Origin of the sequence: Burkholderia sp. AU33423 (genome assembly GCF_002223135.1) — a bacterium.
In the GTDB taxonomy this organism is placed as follows: domain Bacteria; phylum Pseudomonadota; class Gammaproteobacteria; order Burkholderiales; family Burkholderiaceae; genus Burkholderia; species Burkholderia lata_D.
This window is the reverse complement of record NZ_NKFH01000007.1, coordinates 2773030-2787401: the sequence shown is the minus strand read 5'-3', so window position 1 is coordinate 2787401 and position 14372 is coordinate 2773030. Positions and strand designations below refer to the sequence as shown.

The following is a 14372-nucleotide window of genomic DNA, read 5'->3' as shown; positions in this document are numbered from 1 at the left end:
AGAGAGAACGTTATCCATGAACTGGGACGATGCCCGCGTTTTTCTGGCCGTTCATCGCACCGGGACGCTACGCGAGGCCGCGGCCGTGCTCGATGTCGATCAGGCCACCGTCGGACGGCGGCTGACGGCGCTCGAGAAGGCGCTGGGCGCGAAGCTGTTTCTCAAGACGTCGTCCGGCTATGTCGTGACGCAGGTCGGCGAGCATTCGCTGCAGGCCGCGGAAGCGATGGAGCAGGCGGCGAGCGACTTCGAGCGTCGCGTCCACGGCTCGGACGACCGGCTCGAAGGCGAGGTCCGCGTGACGACGACCGATTCCCTCGCGATGGATTTCGTCGTGCCCGCGATACGGTCGTTGCGACAGAAGTGCCCCGCGATACACGTGGTTCTCACGACGTCGGTACAGGTGCTCAACCTGACCCGGCGCGATGCGGATCTCGCGATTCGAACCGTGATGCCGGAAAACCCCGATCTCGTCCGCCGCAAACTGGCGGAGTGGGCGGTCGGGCTGTTCGCGAGCCGCGAGTATCTGGATGCACATGGTGAGCCTGCGATCGGAGCGGCTTTCGAAGGGCATGACCTGGTCGTCTATCAACCTTCCATCACGTCCAACCAGGGCGACACGCTGTGCGGCGAGTCGATGGAACGCGGGCGCATCGTTGCGCAAGTGAGTTCGAGCCTGATGCTGGCCACGTCGATCCGGTCGGGCATCGGCATCGGTGAACTGCCGGTGTACATGGCGCAAGGGGATGATTCGCTCGTGCGAATCTGGCCCGACCGGTCGCGAGCCGCGCCGTATCAGGTCTGGCTCGTGTCGCATACGGACCTGAACCGGACGGCGCGCGTTCGTGCCGTCACCGCCGAGATTGCTGCTTCGTTCGACCGCTATCGATAGCGGCCGGGTCTCGCCAGTGCGGGGCCGGTTGCTCAACGCGGCAGGGTCTTGCGCATCGAGAGCGTGCGTCGCGTGGCATACCAGCGAGGCACGATCGCGATCGCCGCGACGATCGCGAAGAACGGGATGGCCGTCGCGAGCACATGGCTGCCGGTACCGAGCAGGCCGCCGGACACGGTGGCCGCGAGCGATGCACTGCCGATCTGGAAGAAACCGACGAGCCCGGACGCCGTGGCCGCGCGCCCGTGTTCGCTCGCGATGGCGCCCGAGACGGCGAGCGACAGCGACGATCCGTTCGACAGGCTGACGACGAACATCGGCAACACGATCGCGATGATGCCCTTGACGTGCGACGATTCGCACAGGGCGAACGCGATGCCGCCGGCCACGAAGCAGCCGACGCCGGCTACGACGATCGCGTCGTAGGACATCCGGTCGAGCATGCGGCGCGAGAGCATGTTGGCGGCAATGATGCCGGCGGTCAGCGGCAGATAAAGCCAGCCGCTTTGCTGTTCCGACAGGCCCAGGCCGGAGAAGATGAACGGCGACTGCGTCAGGTAGACGAACCACGCGCAATAGATCGCGCAGACGACGAGCGTGTACCGGATGAATGCCCGATCCCCGAGCACATCGGCGAAGCCGGCCAACGGCGCGGCGTGAGGTTGCCCCGGCGCGACGGTAGGCCGCGTTTCCTTCAGGAGAGGCTGGACGAGCATGAGCGCGACCGCGCCAAACGCGGCGACGAACATGAAATCGCTCCGCCATCCGAACCAGGCAGCCAGATATCCACCGATCGCGGGCGCGATCGCCGGAGACAGCGACACGAGCGGATACACGATGCTGTAGACCTTCGCGGATGCGTGCTTGTCGCAGGTGTCGGCGATGATCGCGCGTCCGATGACGAGGCCGGACGCCGCGCCCAGCGCTTCGAGCACGCGCCAGCCGAGAAAGCTCGCGAAGCCGCTGGCGCTTGCGCAGCCGATCGAGCCCAGGATGTATACGAGGATGCCGACCGTCAGCACGGGTTTGCGTCCCCATCGATCGGAGAGCGGGCCGTAGAACAGCTGCGCACAGGCGAGCGCGATCAGGTACGCCGATACCGTCTGCGGCATCTGCCATGCGCCGATTGAAAACTCATGGGCCATCGACGGCATCGCGGGCAGGTAGACGTCGGACGCGATCAGGCCAAAGGCGCTCAACAGGGAGACGACGAGGATGAGTGAGAAGTGGGACATGTTCGCTGGGTGGTTGGGGCGGAGCGCGCGGAGAGGGCAACGCGCATTGAGCAGCCCGGAGAAAAGGCCGGGGCGATCATACGGCGTGCGATGCGGTTCGGGAGCCGGCGGAATTGCATCGCTCGGATGCATTTCTGCGGGCGGCGAAGCGCGTGCCGGGGAGGCGTGTGGAGGAGGGCGTCGGGTGTCGTACAGGACGCTGGTCAAGAAGAATCCGGTGCCGGTGTTGGCGACGAGCAACGACGCGTTTCGCCGTCGTGCTTGCTGCGCCGGATGATCGAGCGGTGTTTCGTCGCGGCGTTGCTGTTCGACGCAATGCGCGCGCGTTTGCCGCAATCGATCGACCGTGAAGTGGCCGGGGTGCTGCGCCGAGGAGGAGAGGGGGCGGCTGTGCGAGCGTGGAACGCGGCCGCTGACGCGGGATTGCGGGTGGGCCGCCGCTTGCCGGCAAGCCCACGCACGCACAGGCCATCAGCGCATCAGAACGACACCGTCGTCGTCAGCGTGACGAGCCGCGGCTCGCCGACCGCGATGATCAGGTTGTTGTTGCTCGACGGGTAGTAGGTCTTGTCGAGCAGGTTCTTCACGTTGAGCTGGAAGCGCGTCGGGAACTTGCCGATCGTCGTTTCGTAGGCCGCGAACGCGTCGACGGTCACGTAGCCGGGCAGCGTGAAGCTGTTCGCGGTGTCGCCGGAGCGTGCGCCGACAAGACGTGCGCCGCCGCCGAAGCGCCAGCGGCCGGGCAGGTTCGCGATCGCCGTGTCGACCACCGCGAACAGGCTGCCCATGTGGCGCGCGACGTTGACGAGCGGTGTGTTGCTGTCGCGATCGGTCGCATTTGTGTACGCATAGCTGCCGATCACGCTCAGGTGGCGCGTGATCTGCCCGGCGACGTCGAGCTCGATCCCGCGCGAGCGCGCGGTGCCGATCGTCGACGTCAGATCGCCGACCGTGACCGCGACGTTGCGCTTGTCGATCTGGTAGACCGCGAGCGTGCCGGTGATCGCCGGCTCCAGGCTGAACTTCAGCCCGGCCTCGAGCACGCGGCCGTATTCCGGCGCGAGCGGCGCCGCGACGTTCGTGGCGACGTTCGGCTTGAACGAGCGGCTCACGTTCGCGTACGCGGTCAGCGCCGGCGTGAGCGCGTACGCGAGGCCGAACTGCGGCAGCCACACGGTGCCGCGCGAGCGGTCGGCGAACACGAATGGCCGGCCCATCCCCGATTCCTGCTGCCAGTTTTCCCAGCGCAGCCCGCCCACCGCGGTGAGCCGGTCGGTGAGCTTCACCGAGTCCTGCACGATCGTCGAATACGCATGTACGACCGAGCGCGAATCGCTTTGCTTCGGGTTGGGTATGCCGCCCGGTGCGAGCAGGTCGTACACGGGATCGTAGAGATTGAAGCCCTTCGTCGCCTTGCCGCGGATCGTGTCGCCGCGGAAGCTGCGCTGCCGCTCGTATTCGCCGCCGATGTAGATCGCGTGGTGCATCCCGGCGAGCGTCACGTTGCCGAGCAGGCCGAGTGTCGCGATCTGGTCGGAGTCGTTGCGCCCGAGGTTCGCATCGGACGAGCGCGTCAGTGCGCCGGTCGTGCTGTTGAACGCGGTGGCGCGGGTGATGTATTGGTCGTAGCGGTCGCGGCCCCACCCGTAGGTTGCGCGCACGCGCCACGCATCGGAGAAGCGGTGCTCGACGCGTGCACGCAGCGTTTCCTGGATGCCCGTGCTCTGCGACCACGCTTCCTCGTAGCGGCGATAGCGCAGCGCATCGTCGAGTTGGCCGTTCACGAGCACGGTGCCGCGATCGAACGGCGTCGTGTAGTCGACGTACTGGTAGCTGACGTCGATCGACGTGTTCGGGTCATGCCACGACAGCGCGGGCGCGATCAGCGCGTCACGCTGGCGGCCGAAGCTGCGCCAGTAGCGGCTCGTATCGTACTGCCCGGTCAGCCGGAACGCGAGCGTGCCGCCCGCGACCTGGCCCGGCTTGCCGAGCGGGCCCGTGAGATCGAACGTCGCGCTGCTGCCGCCGTGGCTCGTACGCGAGGCCGAGATCGAGCCGCCGAACGTGTCTTCCGGCTTGCGCGTGACGAGGTTGATCACGCCGCCCGGATCCTGCATCCCGTAGAGCAGCGACGCCGGGCCCTTCAGCACTTCGACGCGGTCGATCGTCGCCAGATAGCTGTGCAGCACCGGCGTGCGCACGCCGTCGACGAGCACGGAGCCGTCGTTGTTCGACCCGAAGCCGCGCTTGATGAACGCGTCGCGCGTGCCGCCGAGCGTGTTCGTCTGCGTGACGCCGCTGATGTTGCCGAGCACGTCGTCGAGCGTGCGCGCCTGCTGGTCCTGCATCACGCTGCTGCTGACCACCGCGACCGATTGCGGAATCTCCTTGATCGAACGGTTGTCGCCGCCCGCGATGCTCGTGGTGCGCGGCTGATAGCCGACCGTCGGATCGGCGGTTGCCGATGCGCTGACGCTGATCGCCGGGAGTTCGCGCGCGGCCGGCGTCGCGGGCGTGGTGGCAACGGTGGCGGGCTCGGCTGCGGATGCATGCGTGCCGCTCGCGACGCACAGGGTGACCAGGGCAGGCAGGCTCGTGCGCCACGGGCGCAGGGTCCGGGCACGGCGGGATGTTCGACGGGATGGCATGAATCGATGCAGGACGGAGTGCTAAGGATCGTGTCGCGGGCCGCAGCGTTCCGCCACGACCAGGACGCGAATAATATATGTAATGAGAATCATTTGCAATTGTAATGCGATGAGCGGTGGCATGCGGGCCTTGGTTGCCGGGCCGTTGGCCGTCTGCTACCGTAGCGACCAAAATCAGACGCAGTGAAATTCAATGAGAGAGCCGGGGGCCGCACCATGTCATCTTCCTGTCACGTCGCGTTCAGCGCGACGCTGCGCACCGCACACGACCATGCGGGTGGTGAAGTGATCGCAGCCGTGTTCCGCCATTCGAACGATTAAAGCAACGGAAGCGAATTCATCGGGCGTTGCGCCGGGCAGCCGGCGAAGCGCCGTATTCCATCACTTCAACCACCACGCTTGACGGGAGACCACCCATGCGAAAAATTTCCGCGCCGTTCGCGGCGGCCGCGCTTGCGGCATGCACGATGCTGGCGGGCGTTCAACAGAGCGCCTGCGCCGCGTCGGATACCGAGCCCGCGATCGACGCGCATTACGGTGCCGTGATCGAGGCCTATACGCAGGACATGGCCGCCGCGAAGACGAAGTACGACGGCAAGCGACTCGTGTTCGTCGGCGCCGTGATCCGGATGGGCAGCGATCCGGGCGGCACCTATTTCGGCGCGCTGACGAAGGACGGCGAGCAGTTCGACACGCATTTCGACGTGGCCGACCAGGATGCGCTGAAGCCGAAATTCCCCGGCGGCGAGATCAAGCCGTTCGTCACGTCGTCGGCGTTCCGCTTCAGCTGCGTGAACGAAGGCTATATCGATGCGCCGGTGCTGCCGGGGTTGAAGCTCTCACACTGCCGGCTTGCCAACTGACCCCGCGCCGGCGCGGGGTCCGGCGTTCAGAACTTCTGCTGGATGCCGGCCATCACGCCGAGCTGGTTCATCCCGGTCCCGACCGTCCCGCCGGCAGCGACCGCGTTCGCAGCCAGCTTGCTGTTGAACATGTAGCCCGCCGACGTATAGACGGTCGTCCGCTTCGACAGGAAATAGTTCGCGCGGCCGACGAGCAGCGTGGCATTCGTGCCGCCTTCGCTGTTTTCGCGGCGCTGCAGGTAGCGTACGCCCTGAAGGTCGAGCGCAAGGTAGGGCGTCGCATAGTACGTGCCGCCGGCGAACACGATATCGGCCTGCAGGTGTTCGGCTGCCGCGAGGTTGCGGCGGATCCATCCGGCGCCGAGTTTCGCGGGGCCGATCTTCACGTAGCCGGCGACGATGTCGCGCGTGTCGGTGTACGCCGGATTGTTCAGCGGGGCGAGCGCGCCGCCGCCGCCGCGCATCACGTCGTGCGACGCGGCGAGCCCGAAGTTGCTCGCGTCATACGCGAGCATCGCCGTGTACTGGCGGCAGGCGACGAGGTCACCGGGCACCTGTCCGGCACAGCCCGTCGCCGACGGCCCTGCCGGCCCGGCCGCGTCGCGACCGAAGCTGTAGGTGGCGCCGAGCGTCACGCCGTGGAACGTACCCTTGTAGCCGATCGCATTGTCGCTGCGCGCGTTCGGCAGATAGGAATCGAAATCCGCCATCGAGTGAATCGACGGGCCGATCACGTCGGCATTGGTCAGCACGATCATCGACATGTTCATCTGGCGGCCGAGGGTCAGCGCGCCGAACGGACCGTTCACGCCAACGTTCGCCTGTCGCCCGAACAGGCGCCCGCCGTAGTTCAGTGCGCCGGTGCCGGGCTGGAAGCCGTTTTCGAGCACGAAGAAGGCCTGGTAGCCGCCGCCGAGATCCTCCGTGCCTCTCAGCCCCCACCGTGACGGCACCTCGCCGGTCAGCGTCGGCATGCCCGTGAACGATCCGCCGTGCGCGGCGTTGTTGTAGTAGGACACGCCGGTATCGATGATCCCGTACAGCGTGACGCTGCTTTGCGCGCAGGCCGGTCCGGCCAGCGCCATTGCCGTCGCGAGTGCGACGCCCGGTTTCCTTTTCATGACTGTCTCCAAACAGTATGTAGCTATGCTTATCGATTTTTATGGTGACCCGGATGTATCTGGGGTGCCGACGGGTATCGGCAGGACTGCTGGCGTCGCGTGTTACGAGATCGCCGGGTCGCGTTGCCGGCGCGGCGCCGCGGCACGCGAGCCCGCCATGACGACGGCGATTGCCGCGCCGGCCATCGGCACGAGGAACGCGAGATAGAGATGGGACACGGACCAGCCGTCGTCCAGCAGCGCACCGACCGTCATCGGCGACAGGATCGCGCCGAGGCGGCCGATGCCGACCGCGAGACCGATGCCGGTCGTGCGGATTTCGGCGGGATACGGCGTCGGCGACAGCGCGTACATGCCGGCCACGCACGCATTGATCACCGCGCCGAGGCATACCGCGACGGTCATCCCGATGCCGAGCGAGCCCGTGTTCGCGCCGAACACGACCATCAGCGCACCGCCGAGCAGCAGGGTCGCGCCCAACAGGTTGCGAAGGGCGAAGCGCGTCGACAGCAGGCTGAAGAGTGAGGCGCCCGCAATGCCGCCGAGGTTGAGCAGTACGCCGCCGGTGACGCCTTGCGATGCCGACAGCCCGGCCTGGACCAGCAGCTTCGGCGTCCAGCTCACGACGAAATAGAAGCTGCCCATCACGAGGAAGAACGCGATCCACAACGCGATCGTGCGGCGCGCGAGCGGTGCGCGCAGCACGGCCGTCCAGCTCGACGCGGGGCCTGCCGTGCCGATGGACGAGGCCGCGGCCGGCAGCGAGTCGATCGGTGCGCGCTTCATTCTCGCGAGGATGCGGTTGATTTTCTGCAGCGCGTGGTCCGGCCGCCTCGCCAGCAGGAAATCGAGCGATTCCGGCAGCAGCGCGAGCACCATCGGGATCGACAGCAAGGTCAGGACGCCGCCGAACGCGAACACGCTGCGCCATCCCCACGTCGACAGCAGGTAGCCGGCGATGACGCCGCCGGCGGTGGCGCCGATCGCGTAGCCGGTCGACTGCATGCCGATCGCGGCGCTGCGCCATTTGTTCGATGCGTACTCGCCGCTGATGACGGTCAGGCTCGCCAGCATGCCGCCGATGCCGAGCCCCGTGTAAGCACGCGTGACGGCGAGCTGCAGCGTGCTATGCGTGGCCGCGCAGGCGAGCATCCCAGTCGAGATCACGGCGAGGCAGAGCAGGATGATGCGGCGGCGGCCGACGCGGTCGGCCAGCGGCGCGATCAGCACCGAGCCGATGCCCATGCCGGCCAGGCCTGCGCTCAGCAGCAGGCCGATTTCCTTGCCGCTCAGTTTCCATTCGGCCGCCAGGTGCGGCGCGGCAAACGCGATGGCCAGCACATCGAAGCCATCGAGCATGTTCAGCACGACGCAGGCCGTGACCGCCATCGTCTGGAACGCGCTCATCGGGGATTCGTCGATCGTATTGCGGATATTTGCGCTCACGTCAAAGATCCTTCATAAAGTAGTATGACTAATCAAATGGAATGGAGGCCGGCGGCAATGGATGGGACGAAAGCGAATGCGCCGGCTGACGGGCATCCCCGGGGAACACCCGCCGCGGCCGGCAGGCCCCGCTAGTGCGCCGGCACGATGCTTACGCGGGTTCGGGTTGCAGCAGCAGCCGTTCGATCACGCGCCGCGCGCGATTGGGGCCCGCGTCGCCATGAATGTCGATCTGTCGGCCGTCCGGGAACCGCAGCTGATTCCGGTATTGCGCTTCGATCACGGTCTTGTCCTCGTCGAACGTCGCCGCGGACTGCTCGATGACCGTTTGCGCGACGCGCTCGACATCGTGTTGCGGATTGGTCGCGACGGTCCAGAAGTAGTGCGTCGTCGTTTCCGTTTCGGGCGTGATGCCGTGGAAGCCGCGCATATGAAGGCCGCCGCGTGCCGGATCGCACAGGTCGCCGGTGCCGGCGTCGATCGCACCGGTCCAGATCCGGATGTGCGACACGTGGAACTCGATTTCCTGCCAGCGATCGACGCGGGCCGCGAACGGCCATGCGGCGGTGTAGGTCGGCGGCGGGTCGGAATCCGGCATCCGGCGAACCAGTGTCACCGTGTCGCCGTCGCTGCTGACGCGGGTTTCCGCGCCCATGTGCAGCGGCGCGTTGCCGCCGATCGTTTTCAGATGGACATAGCCGAGGTGGCTCAGGTCCATCAGGTTGTCGTGAATCAGTTGATACGGCGCGTCGTAATGGTAATGGCCGCCGCCGAACCGGTATTGCGGATCCGTATGGAACGCGTAGCGGGGCGGCGCGCAGGTCGGTTGAGCGTGCGCGTCGGCGCCGATCCAGATCCACACGATCGCGTCCTGCTCCTGCACCGGATACGACGACACGCACGCCTTCGCCGGAATCCGGTCCTGCCCGGGAATCTCCACGCATGCACCGCCGCGGTCGAACAGCAGGCCGTGATAGCCGCAGCGCAGGCCGCGCGCTTCGAGCGAGCCGCACGACAGCGGCAGCGACTTGTGGCAGCAGCGATCCTCGAGCGCACCGACTTCCCCGGACGGCAACCGGAACAGGACGACCGGATGGCCGAGCAGCGTGCGGGCGACGGGTTTATCCGTCAGTTCGGATGACAGCGCGGCGACCCACCATCGGTCGACGGGGAATTTAGCAGTCTTGATTGATGGACGGGCAGGTTGCTCCATTGATCGTCTCCAGTATTGTGGTGGGCCGCCTCGGGTCGGGCGTGTCCGTCTACAGATCGAGTACCAGCAGGTCGGTTCGTGCTCGCGAGCAGCAGGGCATGAACTGGTCGCCGGCGGCTTTTTCCTCGTCGGTCAGATACGCATCGCGGTGATCGGGCTCGCCTTGCAGCACGCGTGTCAAGCACGTGCCGCACACGCCTTGCTCGCACGACGTCAGCACGTCGACGCCGTTTGCCGCCAGCGCCGCGATGACCGTGCATTCGGCCGGCACGTCGATCACCTGGCCGCTGCTCGCGATCCGGACCTGGAACGCGCGATCCGCGCCGGACGGTGCAACCACGCCGCCGAAGAACTCGTAGTGCAGTCGCGCTTCCGCCCAGTTGCGCTCGCGCGCGGCGTTCAACACCGCATCCATGAAGCCGCGCGGCCCGCATACGTACAGGTGCGTGCCTTCGGGCGCCGCGGCGAGCACGGCGGCCAGGTCGAAGCGTTGCTCGGGCGCGCCGTCGTCGACGTGGAAGCGGGCGCGATCATGGAACCCGGCCGCGTTGATCCGTTCGACGAAGGCCATGCGGTCGGTCGAGCGCGCGCAGTAATGCATGTCGAACGCGCTGCCGGACGAGTACAACCGTTCCGCCATGCTGAGGATCGGCGTGACGCCGATCCCGCCTGCGAGCAGCAGGTGGTGCGGCGCGTCGGGGGCGAGCGGAAACTGATTGCGCGGCACGCCGATCCGCACGGTATCGCCTTGCCGGACGGCATCGTGAATGGCGCGCGACCCGCCGCGGCCGTCGGCATCGCGCAGCACGGCGATCTGATAGCGGTCGCCGTGCTCCGGGTGGTTGCACAGCGAATACTGGCGCACGAGGCCGCCCGGCAGATGCACGTCGATATGAGCGCCGGCGTCGAAGCGCGGCAGCGGCGAACCGTCAGCGCTGACGAATTCGAAGCCGCAGATGTCACGTGCTTCCTGCCACTTGCGGGCCACCCGGACCGTCAGCGTCGCGGCGCTCATGACGCCTCCTTGATCTGCGCGACCGGAATCACGGGCCGCTGCGGGCTCGACGTGTTCTCGTCAGCGAGCAGCCGCTCGATCACCTTGCGCGACAGCACGCCGCCGGCGTCGATGTTGAGTTTTAGCAGTTGGCGGTCCGGCCATTTCTCGAGGTTGAGCTGCTGGCGCTCGAGCATCTCGAGATCCTCGGCGAAGATCTTGCCCTGGCCTTCGCGGATCTCGGCGGTCAGTGCGTGATCGTCGGGCCGGAAGTTGCGCGCCATTCCCCAGAAGTACCAGATCGAGGTGTCCGTCTCGGGCGTGATGAAATCGACCACGATCGACGATGCCTTCCATTCGGCCGGCGCGTCGTAGCCGCCGTGGCCCGCGTGCGCGACGCCCACTTCGATCATCACGTGGCTCGGCGGCGTGAAGCGGCAGATCTGCCAGCGGTCGACCGGCACGTCGTCGGCCAGCCCGTTGCCGCGCAGCGCCATCTGCCAGAACGGCGGCGGCATCACGTTCTCCATGAAGCGGCTCGTGACGACTTCGTCGCCGTGGCTGGTGGTTTTCGGCGGCGCTTCGTCAATTTCCTTCTGGCCGATGCTCGTCGCATGCACGTAGGTCTCGTGCGTGAGGTCCATCAGGTTGTCGATCATCAGCCGGTAGTCGCAGCGGATGTGATACAGGCCGCCGCCGTGGGCCCAGGCCGGGTCTTCCGCCCACGCCAGCGCGGGCAGTTTCGCGGGATCGGCTGCCGACGCATCGCCCGGCCAGACCCAGATGAATCCGTATCGCTCCACCACCGGGAAACTGCGAATCGGCGGGAAGCCGCCGACACGCTGGCCCGGCATGCCGGTCGCCTTGCCGTTGCAGCCCATTTCCAGCCCGTGATAGCCGCACACGAGTACGCCGTCGCGCACGAATCCCAGCGACAGCGGCGCGCCGCGGTGCGGGCAGAAGTCTTCGAGCGCGGCGATCTGGCCATCCGCCGCGCGGTAAAACACCATCGACTCGTTGCAGATCTTGCGGCCCAGCGGCTTGCCGTCGATGTCATCGGGCGTGCACGCCACGTACCACGCGTTCTTGAGAAACATGTTCCTTGTCTCCTTCGGGGCGGTGCCGCCGGGGAGGCGGCCCGATCTTCATTCCGTGTACTGAATGAGATTCAGTGTACTCATTGAGATTGGCTCGAGCAAGGCGGGCGGTATACTGGTTTTCCCGGGAAATGGCGCGACGCAGCGCCATGCCGTCGGCGCGTGCAACCGGCATGCGCCGCTTATGTCATCGACTCATTCATGGAAAAAACGAATCCCGCCGACCTGCCGGTTTTCCCGCTCGATCTGTACGACGAACCCGGGCACCTGATCCGGCGCGCACACCAGATCGCGGTGGCGATGTTCTACGAGAAGCTGGGCCGGGACGTGACGCCGGTGCAGTACGCGGTCCTGCGGATGCTGTACGAGTGCCCGGGGCTCGACCAGGTGACGCTCGCGCAGCGGGTGGCGCTCGATACGTCGACCACCGCCGATCTCGCGGTCCGGCTCGAAGCGAAAGGACTGATCGTGCGCGAAGTGCTGCCGCGGCGGCAGCGCCGCTTGCTGCTGACGCCGGCGGGCGTCGAACTGCTCACGCACCTGATTCCGTCGGTGAAGGAACTGCGGGCCGGCCTGTTCGACGGAATGGGAGAGGACGATTCGCAGGAACTGATGCGCCTGTTGCGCAAGTTCGTCCATTTGAACAACGAGCAGAGCCGCGCGCCGCTGCGCGTCAGCGACGAGTCGTAGCGCCCCCGAACCCCGCGGCGGCGGGGAAGCGGCGATGAGGCGGCGGGCGCGCTGCCCGCCGCGCGTCACCCGCGCGTGCTTTCGCCTTCCAGCCGCCGCACGGCTTCCGCCACTTCGTTCCTGAAGCGCACGAGCGCCGCCTGTTCCGGCGCCGGCGGCTGCACGGCCGCCCACAGCATGTCGACGAGCTGCGTGGCCGTCGTTTCCGCATCGAGCTTGCGGTGCCCGAGGATCGCATCCCACAGCACGTGCTCGATCGGCCCGAACACCATCGAGCGCAGCAGGCTCAGCGGCAGGTCGGTACGCACTTGCCCGGCCGCCTGGCCGCGCGCGAGCACGTCCATCAGCGGCGCGGTGTAGCGGCGCTGCAGCGCGGTGAGCTCGTCGCTCAGCGCATGCTGCTTCGCGCGGCCTTCCGACAGCACCAGCGCGCACAGGCCCGTGCCGTTCACCAGCATCAGCCGCAGGTGGGTGCGCACGATGAACGCGAACTGCTGCTGCACCGATGCGTCCTGCGGCATCCCTTCCTCGAATGCGGCGATGTTTTCGTCGTACCAATCCGCGATGACGCGCGCACACAGCTCGCGCTTGCCGCGGAAATAGCTGAACACCGTCGCCTCCGACACGCCCACGCGCTGCGCGATCTCGGCGGCCGTCGCATGCTCGTAACCTTTTTCGGCGAACACTTCCCGGCCGGCGCGCAGAATGTCCTGCACGCGTTGCTGGGATTTGCGCCCGGCGGGCACGCGCGACGTGTCGGCGCGGTCGGCTTTGACGGTGGCGGTCATGGTGTCGGCGGTAGCGGCTGTCATCCCGGCATGATATCTGAGTGTCACTCAAAAAACTATTGACGCCGAACCCGACGAGGCGCGAAACTGTGCAAAATTTACGCTGTATTGGTCAATGAATCTACGCATTCATTCGATCTGAGCGAAACTCAGAAATCGGTGAGTGCCACACACTTTCTGGAGACGGAGGAGACATGATCAACCTGCCCGGTGTGCAATTCATGCTCGGTGAAGACATCGAGATGCTGCGCGACGCCGTCGCGACGTTCGCGGCGAAGGAAATCACGCCGCGCGCGGCCGAGGTCGACCGCACCGACCAGTTTCCGATGGATCTGTGGAAGAAGTTCGGCGATCTCGGCGTGCTCGGCATGACGGTGGCCGAGGAATACGGCGGCGCGAACATGGGCTACACCGCGCACATGGTCGCGATGGAAGAGATCTCGCGCGCATCGGCGTCGATCGGCCTGTCGTACGGCGCGCACTCGAACCTGTGCGTGAACCAGATCCACCGCAACGGCACGGAAGCGCAAAAGCAGAAATACCTGCCGAAGCTCGTGTCGGGCGAACACATCGGCGCGCTCGCGATGAGCGAGCCGAACGCCGGCTCCGACGTCGTCAGCATGAAGCTGCGCGCCGACAAGCGCGGCGATCGCTACGTGCTGAACGGCACGAAGATGTGGATCACCAACGGCCCCGATTGCGACACGCTCGTCGTCTACGCGAAGACGGACGTCGAAGCCAACTCGCGCGGCATCACCGCGTTCATCGTCGAGAAGGGGATGAAGGGCTTCTCGGTCGCGCAGAAGCTCGACAAGCTCGGCATGCGTGGCTCGCACACGGGCGAGCTGGTGTTCCAGGACGTCGAGGTGCCGGAGGAGAACATCCTCGGCCAGCTCAACGGCGGCGTGAAGGTGCTGATGAGCGGCCTCGACTACGAACGCGCGGTGCTGTCGGGCGGCCCGACGGGCATCATGGCCGCGTGCCTCGACGCGGTGGTGCCGTACATCCACGACCGCAAGCAGTTCGGCCAGGCGATCGGCGAATTCCAGCTGATCCAGGGCAAGGTCGCCGACATGTACACCACGTTCCAGGCCTGCCGTGCGTACCTGTACGCGGTCGGCCGTCATCTCGACTCGGCCGGCAGCGACCACATCCGCCAGGTGCGCAAGGACTGCGCGGGCGTAATCCTCTACACCGCCGAGAAGGCGACGTGGATGGCCGGCGAGGCGATCCAGATCCTCGGCGGCAACGGCTACATCAACGAATACCCGGTCGGGCGCCTGTGGCGCGATGCGAAGCTGTACGAGATCGGCGCCGGCACGAGCGAGATCCGCCGGATGCTGATCGGCCGCGAGCTGTTCGCGGAAACGATGTAACGCCCCACG

At 66.6% G+C, this 14372-nt stretch carries 12 protein-coding genes; 4 read left to right on the top strand and 8 right to left on the bottom strand.

What is annotated here, in order from left to right; translation table 11 throughout:
* Positions 1 to 16 precede the first annotated feature (16 nt).
* A complete protein-coding gene (locus CFB50_RS31035; protein ID WP_089448317.1) occupies positions 17 to 892 on the top strand; it encodes a LysR family transcriptional regulator in 876 nt (291 codons plus the stop codon).
* Between the two features lie 32 nt (positions 893 to 924).
* Here CFB50_RS31035 and CFB50_RS31030 read toward each other — a convergent pair whose 3' ends face one another.
* Positions 925 to 2127: a multidrug effflux MFS transporter gene (locus CFB50_RS31030; RefSeq protein ID WP_089448316.1), complete on the bottom strand. Its 1203-nt coding sequence runs from the start codon at positions 2125 to 2127 to the stop codon at positions 925 to 927.
* Positions 2128 to 2606: 479 nt separating this feature from the next.
* Positions 2607 to 4775: a TonB-dependent siderophore receptor gene (locus tag CFB50_RS31025; protein ID WP_089448315.1), complete on the bottom strand. Its 2169-nt coding sequence runs from the start codon at positions 4773 to 4775 to the stop codon at positions 2607 to 2609.
* A gap of 416 nt (positions 4776 to 5191) precedes the next feature.
* Between CFB50_RS31025 and CFB50_RS31020 the strand changes: the two genes are divergently transcribed.
* Positions 5192 to 5638, top strand: a complete 447-nt coding sequence (locus CFB50_RS31020; RefSeq protein ID WP_089448314.1) for a hypothetical protein — start codon at positions 5192 to 5194, stop codon at positions 5636 to 5638.
* Between the two features lie 26 nt (positions 5639 to 5664).
* Here the strand turns inward: CFB50_RS31020 and CFB50_RS31015 are convergent, their stop codons facing one another.
* The 5 genes from CFB50_RS31015 to CFB50_RS30995 all read right to left on the bottom strand — a co-directional run bounded on the left by CFB50_RS31015 (position 5665) and on the right by CFB50_RS30995 (position 11509).
* Positions 5665 to 6759, bottom strand: a complete 1095-nt coding sequence (locus CFB50_RS31015) for a porin (protein ID WP_089448313.1) — start codon at positions 6757 to 6759, stop codon at positions 5665 to 5667.
* A gap of 102 nt (positions 6760 to 6861) precedes the next feature.
* Positions 6862 to 8205 (bottom strand): MFS transporter, encoded by a 1344-nt coding sequence (locus CFB50_RS31010; RefSeq protein ID WP_089448312.1) that lies wholly within the window; start codon positions 8203 to 8205, stop codon positions 6862 to 6864.
* Positions 8206 to 8356: 151 nt separating this feature from the next.
* Positions 8357 to 9418: a Rieske 2Fe-2S domain-containing protein gene (locus CFB50_RS31005; RefSeq protein ID WP_089448311.1), complete on the bottom strand. Its 1062-nt coding sequence runs from the start codon at positions 9416 to 9418 to the stop codon at positions 8357 to 8359.
* A gap of 49 nt (positions 9419 to 9467) precedes the next feature.
* Complete coding sequence (locus CFB50_RS31000) at positions 9468 to 10433, bottom strand: PDR/VanB family oxidoreductase (protein ID WP_089448310.1); 966 nt, start codon at positions 10431 to 10433, stop codon at positions 9468 to 9470.
* Positions 10430 to 11509, bottom strand: a complete 1080-nt coding sequence (locus tag CFB50_RS30995; protein WP_089448309.1) for an aromatic ring-hydroxylating dioxygenase subunit alpha — start codon at positions 11507 to 11509, stop codon at positions 10430 to 10432. Before CFB50_RS30995 ends, CFB50_RS31000 begins: the two co-directional genes overlap by 4 nt.
* 201 nt (positions 11510 to 11710) lie before the next feature.
* On the opposite strand from CFB50_RS30995, the gene CFB50_RS30990 reads away from it, so the two are divergent.
* Positions 11711 to 12199 (top strand): MarR family winged helix-turn-helix transcriptional regulator, encoded by a 489-nt coding sequence (locus CFB50_RS30990; RefSeq protein WP_069252472.1) that lies wholly within the window; start codon positions 11711 to 11713, stop codon positions 12197 to 12199.
* A gap of 65 nt (positions 12200 to 12264) precedes the next feature.
* Here CFB50_RS30990 and CFB50_RS30985 read toward each other — a convergent pair whose 3' ends face one another.
* Positions 12265 to 13011, bottom strand: a complete 747-nt coding sequence (locus CFB50_RS30985; protein WP_089448308.1) for a TetR/AcrR family transcriptional regulator — start codon at positions 13009 to 13011, stop codon at positions 12265 to 12267.
* Between the two features lie 170 nt (positions 13012 to 13181).
* Between CFB50_RS30985 and CFB50_RS30980 the strand changes: the two genes are divergently transcribed.
* Positions 13182 to 14363, top strand: coding sequence for an isovaleryl-CoA dehydrogenase (locus tag CFB50_RS30980; protein WP_039339638.1), 1182 nt, complete (start codon positions 13182 to 13184; stop codon positions 14361 to 14363).
* The last annotated feature ends 9 nt before the right edge of the window (positions 14364 to 14372 follow it).

Bases quoted from the DNA above. Each gene is read 5' to 3' on its own strand.
- CFB50_RS30985 (WP_089448308.1), bottom strand. From the start codon at position 13,011: ATGACAGCCGCTACCGCCGACACCATGACCGCCACCGTCAAAGCCGAC.
- CFB50_RS31005 (WP_089448311.1), bottom strand. From the start codon at position 9,418: ATGGAGCAACCTGCCCGTCCATCAATCAAGACTGCTAAATTCCCCGTC.
- CFB50_RS31015 (WP_089448313.1), bottom strand. From the start codon at position 6,759: ATGAAAAGGAAACCGGGCGTCGCACTCGCGACGGCAATGGCGCTGGCC.
- CFB50_RS31030 (WP_089448316.1), bottom strand. From the start codon at position 2,127: ATGTCCCACTTCTCACTCATCCTCGTCGTCTCCCTGTTGAGCGCCTTT.
- CFB50_RS31020 (WP_089448314.1), top strand. From the start codon at position 5,192: ATGCGAAAAATTTCCGCGCCGTTCGCGGCGGCCGCGCTTGCGGCATGC.
- CFB50_RS30990 (WP_069252472.1), top strand. From the start codon at position 11,711: ATGGAAAAAACGAATCCCGCCGACCTGCCGGTTTTCCCGCTCGATCTG.
- CFB50_RS31025 (WP_089448315.1), bottom strand. From the start codon at position 4,775: ATGCCATCCCGTCGAACATCCCGCCGTGCCCGGACCCTGCGCCCGTGG.
- CFB50_RS30980 (WP_039339638.1), top strand. From the start codon at position 13,182: ATGATCAACCTGCCCGGTGTGCAATTCATGCTCGGTGAAGACATCGAG.
- CFB50_RS30995 (WP_089448309.1), bottom strand. From the start codon at position 11,509: ATGTTTCTCAAGAACGCGTGGTACGTGGCGTGCACGCCCGATGACATC.
- CFB50_RS31000 (WP_089448310.1), bottom strand. From the start codon at position 10,433: ATGAGCGCCGCGACGCTGACGGTCCGGGTGGCCCGCAAGTGGCAGGAA.
- CFB50_RS31035 (WP_089448317.1), top strand. From the start codon at position 17: ATGAACTGGGACGATGCCCGCGTTTTTCTGGCCGTTCATCGCACCGGG.